This window comes from Flavobacterium gelidilacus DSM 15343, from assembly GCF_000422685.1.
Classification (GTDB): Bacteria; Bacteroidota; Bacteroidia; order Flavobacteriales; family Flavobacteriaceae; genus Flavobacterium; species Flavobacterium gelidilacus.
This window is the reverse complement of the sequence record NZ_AUGN01000004.1, coordinates 237,099-249,008: the sequence shown is the minus strand read 5'-3', so window position 1 is coordinate 249,008 and position 11,910 is coordinate 237,099. Positions and strand designations below refer to the sequence as shown.

Genomic DNA, 11,910 nt, shown 5'->3' with positions numbered 1-11,910 from the left:
TATATAATAAGTACCTTTGTAAAACGTTTTACAATAAAAACTACAATTGTGACTGAAATTAAATTAAGAGGAGACAAAGAGATAGAGCAAATACCTTCGCTAAAAGACAAGGCATTGCGTATAAATCTGAACGAACATATTTATGGAACTTTTGCCGAAATTGGTGCTGGACAAGAAACGGTTCGTCATTTTTTTAGAGCAGGTGGTTCATCGGGAACAATTGCAAAGGCAATGTCAGCTTATGACAAAGACTTTAGTGATGCAATTTATGGTGAAGAAATAGATGGTAGATATGTAACTGAAAGTCGTTTGCGTAAAATGTTAGCGCATGAAACTGATTTAATGGAGCAACGCTTAAAGCGTGAAACACATCCAAATAAGATGTTTTTTAGTTATGCCAATACTGTTGCAACAATTGATTTTGCTAAAAAATTTAAAGGTCATGGTTGGGTTGGAATTAATTATCAAGTTGAACCAAACGAAGCCTATAATGAAATAATTTTACACATTCGTTTTAAAGAAACTGATGCAAAATTACAACAAGAAACACTTGGTACTTTAGGTGTAAACTTAATTTATGGTGCATTTTATAAATACAATGATCCCAAAAAATTATTACGCTATTTATATGACCATTTAGATAAAGACCAATTAGAAATTGATTCTATCAACTTTTCTGGACCACGTTTTGAAAATGTTGACAATCGATTAATGAGTTTACAATTGGTTAAAAACGGAATGACTGATGCTGTAATGTTTAATCCAGAAGGAAAAAACATACTTCCAGCAGCTGTTTTATACAAAAAAAATATTCTTGCTTTAAGAGGAAGTTTTAGACCTGTAACTAAAGTCAATATGAATATGTACAAACGTTCGCTAGAAATGTTTGTGCAAGAAAACAAAGTTGATAAAGACAATACATATGTGATTTTTGAGATTACATTATCTAATTTACGTTCTGAAGGAGAAATTGATGAGCGTGACTTTATGGATAGAGCAGAGTTGCTTTGTTCATTAGGACAAACGGTAATGATATCGAATTTCCAAGAATATTATAAAGTAGTTGAGTATTTCTCTACTTTTACTAAAGCTCGCATGGGATTAGCTATGGGTGTTAATAACTTAGTAGATATCTTTGATGAGAAATATTACCGTCATTTAAGTGGTGGAATTTTGGAAGCTTTTGGAAAACTGTTTTACAGAGATTTAAAAGTATATTTATATCCAATGGAAGGAGAAGATGGTGAAATTATTAATTCTCAAAACTTAAAAGTTCATCCACGTATGAAAGAGTTATATAAATTCTTTGCTTACAATGGAAAAGTGGTTGATATAGAAAATTATGAAAAGAATAACTTAAAAATATTCTCTAGAGAAGTTCTAAAACAAATTTGTGCTAATGAACCTGGTTGGGAAGATAATGTTCCAGAAGGTGTGCCAGAATTAATTAAGAAAGATAATCTTTTTGGTTTCTTAGAACATTGTGAAGTAAAAAAATAGAAACTTAAAATATAACTTTACAAAATCCTCATTTATAAATTTAAATGAGGATTTTTTATTTTAATAATCTATATTTGAAACAGAAATTTATTTGTATTAAAATACTCTATTATGTATAAAACATCACTTATTCTTATTTTATTTTTATTCTCTTTTCCATTATTTGCTCAAACAGATTCAACAAATATTGCTTTTGTAGCTTATTGGGAAGAAGGTGACAGTTATGATTATAAGGTTACAAAAACGAAACAAAAATGGAAAAAAGAAGTATTAACCGAGAATAAAATACAAAGTTATAATGCAAACTTTTTGGTTTTAAAATCTACACCAACTTCTTATACTATAAAATGGAGTTTTGAAAATGACTTAAATTCAAACTTAAATTTAGATGAAGATATATTAAAAAAAATATCAAAAAATAAGAATATTGACATTATTTATAAAACAAGTGAAACTGGAGTTTTTCAAGAAATTGTTAATTGGAAAGAAGTTAGTAAATTATATAAAAATATTTTTGACGACATCATTAAATCCTATGCAAAAGACGAAAAAGGAAAAGAAATAAAAGAAGCTCTTAAACCATTTCAAGATATTTACAATTCTAAAGAAGGTATTGAACAATTAATTTTAAAAGAAATTCAATATTTTCATTTCCCAATGGGTTTAGAGTTTGATACGAAAGAAATTATAGAATTCGAAGAGGAAATACCTAATATGTTTGGAGGAAATCCAATAAAAGCAAATGCTAAATTATTTTTTGAAAAAGTTGATACAGAAGAAGGGTTCTGTATTTTTAAACATGAAATGACTTTAGATAAAGAAGATACATCAAGAATTTTAGCTGAAGTTTTTGCAAAAATGAATTTAAAAAGCAATGAGTTAGAAAAATTAATGAAAGAAGCTGTATTTTTAATTGAAGACAAAAACATTTTTGAGTACTTTTATTATCCTGGAATTCCGAGTAAAATAGTAAGTTTAAGAGAAAGTAACATTCAAGTTAATAATGAAGATGGTAAAAGAATAGAAAAAATAGAAATAGAACTCATAACTTATGATTGAGTGAATTCTATTTCTATTTTATAGATTAAAATTTTTGTGGTTTTTACTTCAAAATTTGAGCAGCATGCTCCTTAGTTTTTACTTTTTCAATAACTTCTTCAATAATTCCTTTTTCATCAATAATGAAAGTGGTTCTGTGAATACCATCATATTCTTTTCCCATGAATTTTTTTGGTCCCCAAACTCCAAATGCATTGATAACACTTTTTTCTTCGTCAGCTAGTAATGGAAAAGGTAAATCATATTTTTCTATGAATTTTGTTTGTGCTTTAGCACTATCTGCACTTACTCCTAATAAAGCATAATTTTGAGTTTCAAATTTATTGAAGTTATCTCTTAAATCACATGCTTCTGCTGTACAACCAGGGGTACTTGCCTTTGGATAAAAGAAAACTACTAATTTTTTTCCTTTATAATCAGCTAATTCATGTTGCTTTCCGTTTTGGTCTAATCCTGAAAAGTTTGGTGCTTTGTCACCTGTTTTTAAAGTTGTCATTATATTGTAGTTTATAAATTATTATTGAATTTGTACTTGAGTTTGCAATTGTTTAATTTTACATTTCAAATTTACAAAAATGACCAAGAAAGAGCGAGCAACTTTTGTTATAAATACGTTAAATGACTTATATCCTGAAATTCCGATTCCGTTAGATCATAAAGACCCTTATACGCTTTTGATTGCAGTTTTGTTGTCTGCACAATGTACAGATGTGCGTGTGAATCAGATAACTCCTATTCTTTTTGCAAAAGCGGATAATCCATACGATATGATAAAAATGTCTGTGGAAGAAATTAAAGAAATAATTCGTCCTTGTGGTTTATCGCCAATGAAATCTAAAGGAATTTATGGTTTATCACATATTTTGATTGACAAACATAATGGTGAAGTGCCTCAGAGTTTTGAATATTTAGAAGAATTGCCTGCTGTGGGACATAAAACAGCAAGTGTTGTTATGAGTCAAGCTTTTGGAGTTCCAGCTTTTCCTGTAGACACACATATTCACAGATTAATGTATCGTTGGAATTTAACGAATGGAAAAAACGTAGTTCAAACCGAGAAAGATGCTAAGGCTATATTTCCTAGAGAATTATGGAACGAGTTACATTTGCAAATCATTTGGTATGGAAGAGAATATTCGCAAGCTCGTGGATGGAATTTAGAGAAAGATATTATTACCAAAACTATTGGCAGAAAATCTGTTTTGAATGAGTATAATAAGAAATTGAAATAAAGTTACTTTTCTAATTTCTGAACTAAATTAAGAATGACAAAAAATCAAAAAAAAATCCTGATATTTTCTATCAGGATTTTTCTTTAATTAGCTACAAATTCAAAATTTAATTTTCCAACTTTAACAACATTGAATGCTGCTGAATAACTTAAAATCAATTGAATAGTTTCTTTTTTAGGTAACATTTTTGAAGACGCTAATTTTTCTTTAGAGTAAATTTTTGCCATAAATATTTGTTTGTTTATACTATAACGAAAATGAAAAATAAATATTGTATAAATGTTAAAATTATTTATTTCGCAAAATAAAAGAGCCATTTTGAGAATATCAGAATGACTCTTAAAGTATAAACATAACTAAACAAATTCTAATTTGTCAAAACAATCTGATTTTTCTCTATTAATTTTCTTAAATTCATTAGAGCATAACGCATTCTTCCTAATGCAGTGTTAATACTTACTCCTGTTTGTTCTGAAATTTCTTTGAAACTTAAATCCTCATACATACGCATTACTAAAACTTCTTTTTGATCATTTGGTAATTCTTCGATTAAACGTTTTAAGTCTTCTTCTACTTGTTCGGTTATCATTTGCCCTTCAATAGTGGAAGAGTTGTCTTTGATAAATTCAAAAATAGAATAGGTTTCTGTTTCTCTAGTCATTGGCATTTTCTTGTTTTTACGATAATGGTCAACAATAAGATTATGAGCAATACGAATTACCCACGGAAGAAATTTACCTTCCTCGTTGTATGATTTTGTTTTAAGATTTTTGATTACTTTAATAAAAGTGTCCTGAAAAATATCATCGCATAAATCACGATCATTTAATTTAGAATAAATGAATCCGTATATTCTTGATTGATGTCTTTCTATTAAATGTGACAGGGCTTGTTCATTTCCTGATACATATTGCTGCACTAAAATTCCGTCAGGGAGTTGATTATTAGCCATAATAATACCTTTTAAATTTGGGTTAAGTAATTTTTAAAAAGTATTTTTTTGCTATAGGCTAATGAATGTTGGAATTATTTATGCTTCAAATGTAACATAAATATTTCTTAAAATCCAAATATAACTCAAACTTTTATTCAAAAAAGTGATAAAAATGTACTTTTTTGAATAAAAATTAGCGTTTTTATTGTTAAACGTAATAAGCTTAAAGTACAGAAATAGTTAAACAGCTATTTTTAATTCACAATCATTTTTTTAATGATTTTTCTATTTTCTGAATAAATAGCTAATAAATATATTCCTTTTGAAAGTTGTTTTATATCAATTTCATTGCTCTCCGGTGATACTTTCATAACCAAATTACCAGCTAAATTATATATTTCTAATTTATCAATAGAATCAATTGAAGAAACGGTTAAATAATCTGTTACTGGATTTAAAAATGTAAATCTATCTAATTTAGAAATAGTTTCTTGTCCCAACGTACAGTTATCTCCAACTACATAAGTAAAATATTTTGTTACAGACAAACCTCCCATATAGGCAAATTTAACTGCATAACTAATTGTTTGTCCAGAAGTTAAACCTGTAATGGTATTTGTAAAAGTATTTCCAGAAACATTTGTCATTTGCGTTTCCATAAATGGGCTTTGTCTCCATAAATAAGCTACAACACCTACTTTATCTGTATCTAACATTTCAAAAGTCACTTTTACATTGCTTCCAAGAGTTTCAAAAGCGTAATTATATCCCAACGAAAATGAACCTTGTTGTGCTTCAGTATCTGATCCAGCACAAGCCGTTGTTCCTAAAGTTGTAGCTGTAAGGCTTATAGGATTATTTATAAAATTATTATTGGCTATATCACTTGCTGATACTGAAAAAATGTAATTTGTATTAGACTGTAAATTTGGAATAATGACTGATTTTTGAACACCAGACGTATTGGCAAATGTAAATGTTTCGCTACCATAAGCAATAGTGTAGACCACTGTTCCGGAATTATCGTCAGCATTAAGAAGTAATTCTATTGAAGAACTTGTAACTGCTCCAATTGAAGCTGTAAAATTAGTTGGCGCTTGATTATCAACTAATGTGTTTTGATAAACTCTAACGTAATCAATTTCCATCGTACTTTGCGTAAAACTTGAAGGTATTGATCCTGCAACTCCTCCCATTGCAATATTTAACAACATATATTGTTCTGAATTAAAAGGCCAATTACTTGCATTTTTAACTGCAGGATTATAAGTGTAAAAAATGACGTTATCTATCAAAAAACTAATTTGATAAGGTGACCAATTCATAGAATAAACGTGAAAATCATTTCCTAAATTAGAAGCAATTGTTCCACCTACATTTGTTGTGTTTCCAAAAGAAGAAGGTGTATGAAGAGCACTTTGAATATAATTTGTAGGTTGTGATGGAGTGATTCCATATTCCATGATATCAATTTCTCCACAAGCTGGCCAATTGGTAGTACCGTAAATGGCATCAAAAAAACCACCATCTTCATTTATATTTTTCCCTAGCGTCCAAATTGCAGGCCATGTACCTTGAGCAACTGGAATTTTTGCACGTACATCTATCCTTCCATATAAAAAAGCAAACTTAGAATTTAATCGTGCCGAAGTGTATTGTTTTGTATATCCTTGATCTGTGAATGTCTCTTTTTTTGCAACTATATTAAGAAAACCTGCGTCTACAAAAGAATTTGATAATTGATTTGTATAATGTTGTTGTTCTCCGTTATACCAATTTCCTCCTGAAGGAATCTGAGTTTGATGAAACCAATTGCTCGAATTAACGGCTCCATTAGTAGAAAACTCATCCGACCATACCAAATCGTTATAAGTCACATCAACCTGAGCAAAACATAAAGTTGTAAATAGAAATAATAATACTGTATTTTTTATATTATTCATCTGTATATTTTAAATTTTCGTTTTTATCCCAAACACCCCAATGCGCACCAACTTCACCTTCTGGACCTGTTTTCCATGATTCATCAAAAGAAGAAAAATAGAAAATATCAATATTTGCTTCTCTAGACCAAAGTTGAGAGTTGATAAAATATTTCATGGCATTTTCTTCTGAAGGATGTGAACCTTTAAAACTTTCCCCTTTACTTGGCCAACCTGTTTCAGTAATGATTATTTTTTTGCCTTTTCCAGCCTCTAAAGCTTGATAAAACATACTCTTCATATGTGCTAAAGAATAATCCATTTCACAACCTTCCCAATAAGGATAACAATTGGTTAATATAACGTCACAAGCTTCAGTTATTCTTGGCTTTATGGTGAATTCATAATAAGCATCAACATATCCGACAGGAATATTTGTTGGAATTTCTTTTTTAACTCTTGCTATAAAATCTAATAATTCGTCTTCAGATAAATCTTTTCTGTACATAACTTCGTTACCAACAGCAGCTATATCTACAAAGCCTTCCTTTGCCAATTGAATTAAACCTACAATTTCTTTTTCATTTACTTTTGGATCATGTCCTAACCAAGCTCCAACGAGGGTTTTAATCCCCATTTCTTTGGCTATTTTAGGAATAAATTCATTTCCTTCCGTACAAGAAAAAGAGCGTACCCATTTTGTGTAGGGAGCAATGATTTTCATTCTTCTTCTTACTTGTTCTTCTGAAATAATGTCACCAGGCTTTTGTCCATCTTCATATAAGCTGAAACATATTCCGTGCATTCCAGCATCTAATACTTCTACAAAATGATTCTTGATTTCTTCTGCAGATTGCTCAGTAAAATCAAAACCATTTGTGTAATCAGTATTGTTATAATCAATAGATTCCGCGTAATTAAAATAATCTTTTCTAAATGACATTTTATTGAGTATTTAATTTTTTCTTTTTTTCAGCTCTTCTCTCTTCTAATTCTTTTTTGATTTTACTGACTCTGTCTTCATTAAGGCTATAATTCCACATTATCCAGACAGCCAGTCCAGCTGTTAGAGAAGGTATGATTATATCCGCAACTCTTAAGTCATTCATGGTTTCTAAAGTTTGAACTGAGTTCCCTGCATCAAACCCTACTATTGTTAAAACTAATCCACCTAATGCTAACGCAATAGATTGCCCAATTTTCACCATCCACCAATAAACGGCTCCAAATGTTCCTTCTCTTCTTGGCAAACCGTTTCTTAATTCATCTAAGTCACAAACATCTGCAGTCATACTCATCATTAATGTAAATAATCCTCCTAATCCAAATGCCATAAAAGGAATTGGTAATAGTAATATTATTGGCATTTCTAAAGAAAACTTAACTACACCCACTTGTAATATTACATCATTGAAAAGCACAGCCGTATTTTCGTCTACCACAACAAAACCCCACCATTTTAGTATATATCCAATTATTGAAATAAATGTTGAAATTATAAATGCATTTCTTTTTCCATATTTATTTGCCATCCAAGAAACTATTGGAATTATTATAACCGCAGTTGCGAAAGCTCCTAAAATAGAAAATATAGCAGGTACAGTTCCAGCCATTTCATAACTTCCGTTATACATATAAAAGACAATAATAAAATAACTAAAAGAAGCTACCATCTGAAAACCATTGAACACTAAAAATGTTGCTCCACACAAACGCATAAAAGGCATGTTTTTAGTCATGTTTTTAATGTTCTGTATTAATATTTTAAGATTACCTGCTAAATTTTTAAAGGTTATTTTTGCTTTACTATCATCATCAGAAACATCTATCTCTCTACAGAATAAAGCTGGCAAAATACCAAAAATCAAACAAGCAAAACCAACGTAAAGCGATAAAGTTCGAACACCATCTGCTTGAGTAGCAAACAAATCTTTATTGGCAATTAATACCCAAAACAAAGGAACAATCATCCAAGATATTTGTCCTACCATATTGGCAATTCCCATTAATCTTGTTCTTTCTTTGGTGTCGGAAGTCATTTCATACCCCATTCCAATAAGTGGTGTAGAAAAAATGGTATTAGCAAAAATGAATAGAATTGAAAATGATAAGAAATACCAGAAATTATAAGCAGATCCATTTTCTTCAAACATTTGCCATTGAATTACAAACAGAATTGAAGATAATATAGCTCCAACAAATATGTAGGGTCTTCTTCTTCCCCATCTTGATGATGTATTATCTGTGATAAAACCCATAATTGGATCTGATAAGGCATCAAAAAATCTTGGAATTGCAGCTAATAACCCCGCAATAGCAGGTTCAATTCCAAAAGCGGTTATCAAGAAAAATGAAAATACACCTAATGCTCCAGGTAATAAGTTATTAACTAAATGTCCTGAACCAAAAGCAGCTTTTTGAAGCATTGGTACTTTTTCAGTATTAGAGAGTTTGACTTGTGTCATATTATATTTTTTATTTAACCTTTAATAAGTACTGTTTGCAAAGCTTTTGCAGGAATAGTTATTGTTGTTTTCTTGTTTTTTAAATTTAATTCTATACTATAATTTGTGTCTGTCGGATTAAAAATAGCTACTGCAATACTTCCGTTTGGATTTTTTACTGCTGTAGAAACCACATCTTTTGAATCAATTACACAACCAATTTTTACTGCACCAGGTCTCATAAATTTGCTAAAATGGGCCATTGTATAATATAAAGGTGTAAAGTAAACTTCGTCTTTTTCTGGATCTACAATTACAGGAGCAACACACCAGTTTTTGAACCAATTTGGACCTCCTTGTCGGTCTAAAACCATATTCCAATCAATCCAACCATCAACATGATTATTTAAACAACCTATAATGTCATTGGCGTAACGATTTACAGGAGCATATTTTGGATGCAAGTATTTATCTTTTTCGCTTGCCCAGTCCCAACCCCAATCGGTAGCTTCTTTTTTCCAATACCAAGCATCATCTTGCCAATGTGGAATTTCAGAATCTATACAGCCTTCTGTTTCAATTAAGTATTTGTTGGGTGCTTTATTATGAGCATATTGTAAATCTTCTGGGAAAACTTCATAGGTACTTTCATACCAGTGAATGGCCATTCCTGCAAAGTATTTAGAAGATTTTTCATCTCTATACATTTCGTCTGCCCATTCTTTTATTCCAGCTCGGTTTTGGTCGTACCCTAATATTTTAGTTTTTCCCCAACCGTCTTTTTCTAATTTTGGACCTAAATGATTCTGAACAAAATCTGTCATTTCTTTAGGAGAAAAATGAGTGCTTTCCCAATTATTTCCATTTCCGTGAGGTTCGTTGATTACTGTTACACCCCAAATATCAATTCCTTCTTTTTTATAAGCCGTTAAATATTTAGAAAAATACAAAGCAAAAACATCATTGTATTCGGGTAATAATTTTCCACCTACAAAATTTTTATTGTCTTTCATCCAAGGTGGACAAGACCATGGTGAAGAAATAATTTTAAATCCGTCTTTTGAAATCGCTTTTGCATCTAATATCATTGGAATTAAATCATCTTTATCATCTTCAATAGTAAAGTTTTCCAATGTCATGTCATTTTCGACTTTAGCATAGGTATAATTGCTTAATGAAAAGTCGCATGATGCTATGTGAGTTCTAGTTAATGAGTAATTTGCTCCTTCTTCACTAAAATAAGCGTCAAGTACTTTTTTGCGATTTTCTTTGCTCAAACGATTGAGTAAATAAGCCGAAGATTCCGTAAAAGATCCTCCAAAACCAGTAATTGTTTGAAATTTTTCATCTGAATTTAAGTTAATAGTAATTAGACTATCACTTTTAGCAAATTCTGTAACTTTTGTTAAAGAGTTTCCTGCTTCAGAAGTTTCATAAACCTCTACTTGTAAAGCATCATTTTTTTTATCACAATTGATCATTGTCAAAATTAAAAAGGTGAAAAATAAGTATTTTATATTGTTCATAATCTTAATGTCTTGGTGGAGTTAAAACCGTTTTCATTAGGTTTTCGCTGTTACCCTTAAACGTTTTAGTTATTGATTTTCCGTTTCGTTGTAATTTTTCAAAAGCCTTATCATCAACATATTTCCATAAGGCATATTTTGCTTTTCCATCCACAGTAAAAATTCCGAAATGATTTTCAGATCCTAAAGGATTTCCACTATCTTTCCATGGTTCATCAAATGCTTCAAAGAAAAAACATGAAATTCCTTCTTTGTTGGTCCATTCTCTCATGGCATTATAATAATAGGCTTGTTTATATTCGTCTGAAGCTTTAGAACCTTCATTTCCATAAAAACCATCCGAACTTGAAGCCCAACCTGTTTCTCCAATATGAATTGGTTTGTTAGGACTAATACTTCTTACATAATTTTGAACAGCATTGTATTGGTTTTTAGCAAATAATACGGCTCTATTCATTGCTGCATCCGTTAAATCCTTTTTTGGTAAGTTGCCTTGATGATTTGGTATTTTCCAAAATTCAGGATTATAATGTGTGTTGTGAAAAGGATACGTATGCATAGAAACATAATCTACAGCTTTAACTAAATCTTCTAAATCTTTTACTTTATAAGTATCGTCTAATCCACCCCAAGAGGCAAAATCATCCGAACAAGTAATCCACAAATCCTTTGATAATTTATTATCTTTTTTAAGCTTTTGTAAATGATTTACCCATTTTAAAATTACATTAGGTTGCACAAAATATTCTTCTGCCCATTTGACCATTGCTTCATTTCCAACAGCAATAATTTTTACAATTTCTGGATATTTATTGGCTAATCTGACAGCTTCATCAATTTCGATAGCATTTCTTTCGCTTTCTACATCATGATTTTTTTCTAAATCTGTCCACGCATTTTGGCAGTCAATCCAAGCCCCTAACATTAAGTACATTTCGAAATCAGGATCTTCTTTTTTTAACTCAGCAATTGCTTTTAAAACATTTGAAGCATGTGCTAAATGAACATTATAAGTACGAACAACTTTTATATTCATGGCAGCTAAAATCAGTAAATCTTCTTTTAATTGTGCTATAGTTGGTTGAATTTCTCTACTATTCTTTCGATAACCTCCATAACAAATGGCTAAGTAGTTTGGATTTCCTAATATGTCTTTTGCGGTCACTTCTTTAGTTTTTGGGGCATTATTGATCTTAGTCACTTTTTTACATGAAACTACAATCAAAAGCATTGCTAGTAGAGCAATAGATTTAATTCCTAATTTCAGATGTAATAAAGAGTTACTATTCATTT

At 30.2% G+C, this 11,910-nt stretch carries 11 protein-coding genes; 3 read left to right on the top strand and 8 right to left on the bottom strand.

Annotated elements, in window-relative coordinates; genetic code table 11:
• Window positions 1–45 precede the first annotated feature (45 nt).
• Window positions 46–1,500: a hypothetical protein gene (locus G507_RS0103950; RefSeq protein WP_026716266.1), complete on the top strand. Its 1,455-nt coding sequence runs from the start codon at window positions 46–48 to the stop codon at window positions 1,498–1,500.
• A 111-nt stretch (window positions 1,501–1,611) separates the two neighbouring features.
• On the top strand, window positions 1,612–2,559 hold the full coding sequence (locus tag G507_RS0103945; RefSeq protein WP_026716265.1) for a hypothetical protein: 948 nt from the start codon (window positions 1,612–1,614) through the stop codon (window positions 2,557–2,559).
• Window positions 2,560–2,602: 43 nt separating this feature from the next.
• Here G507_RS0103945 and bcp read toward each other — a convergent pair whose 3' ends face one another.
• Complete coding sequence (gene bcp / locus G507_RS0103940) at window positions 2,603–3,055, bottom strand: thioredoxin-dependent thiol peroxidase (RefSeq protein ID WP_026716264.1); 453 nt, start codon at window positions 3,053–3,055, stop codon at window positions 2,603–2,605.
• Between the two features lie 79 nt (window positions 3,056–3,134).
• Here bcp and G507_RS0103935 point away from each other — a divergent pair, with 79 nt between their 5' ends.
• The gene (locus G507_RS0103935; RefSeq protein ID WP_026716263.1) at window positions 3,135–3,791 is read left to right on the top strand and encodes an endonuclease III domain-containing protein; all 657 of its coding nucleotides are present in this window, start codon (window positions 3,135–3,137) and stop codon (window positions 3,789–3,791) included.
• Window positions 3,792–3,874: 83 nt separating this feature from the next.
• Here the strand turns inward: G507_RS0103935 and G507_RS17735 are convergent, their stop codons facing one another.
• The 7 genes from G507_RS17735 to G507_RS0103900 all read right to left on the bottom strand — a co-directional run bounded on the left by G507_RS17735 (window position 3,875) and on the right by G507_RS0103900 (window position 11,908).
• Window positions 3,875–4,018: a hypothetical protein gene (locus G507_RS17735; protein ID WP_169627276.1), complete on the bottom strand. Its 144-nt coding sequence runs from the start codon at window positions 4,016–4,018 to the stop codon at window positions 3,875–3,877.
• 140 nt (window positions 4,019–4,158) lie between these two features.
• Window positions 4,159–4,743 carry an RNA polymerase sigma factor gene (locus G507_RS0103925; RefSeq protein ID WP_026716262.1) on the bottom strand — a complete coding sequence of 195 codons (585 nt, stop codon included), beginning with the start codon at window positions 4,741–4,743 and terminating at the stop codon, window positions 4,159–4,161.
• A 236-nt stretch (window positions 4,744–4,979) separates the two neighbouring features.
• Window positions 4,980–6,668 carry a family 16 glycosylhydrolase gene (locus G507_RS17730; protein WP_051191479.1) on the bottom strand — a complete coding sequence of 563 codons (1,689 nt, stop codon included), beginning with the start codon at window positions 6,666–6,668 and terminating at the stop codon, window positions 4,980–4,982.
• A complete protein-coding gene (locus G507_RS0103915; RefSeq protein WP_026716261.1) occupies window positions 6,661–7,590 on the bottom strand; it encodes a glycoside hydrolase family 17 protein in 930 nt (309 codons plus the stop codon). Before G507_RS0103915 ends, G507_RS17730 begins: the two co-directional genes overlap by 8 nt.
• 1 nt (window position 7,591) lies before the next feature.
• Complete coding sequence (locus G507_RS0103910; RefSeq protein WP_026716260.1) at window positions 7,592–9,112, bottom strand: MFS transporter; 1,521 nt, start codon at window positions 9,110–9,112, stop codon at window positions 7,592–7,594.
• 14 nt (window positions 9,113–9,126) lie between these two features.
• On the bottom strand, window positions 9,127–10,617 hold the full coding sequence (locus G507_RS0103905; RefSeq protein ID WP_035665593.1) for a glycoside hydrolase family 30 protein: 1,491 nt from the start codon (window positions 10,615–10,617) through the stop codon (window positions 9,127–9,129).
• Window positions 10,618–10,621: 4 nt separating this feature from the next.
• Entirely contained in the window at window positions 10,622–11,908 is a 1,287-nt protein-coding gene (locus tag G507_RS0103900; RefSeq protein WP_084518926.1) for a glycosyl hydrolase family 17 protein, read from the bottom strand.
• Between the last annotated feature and the right edge of the window lie 2 nt (window positions 11,909–11,910).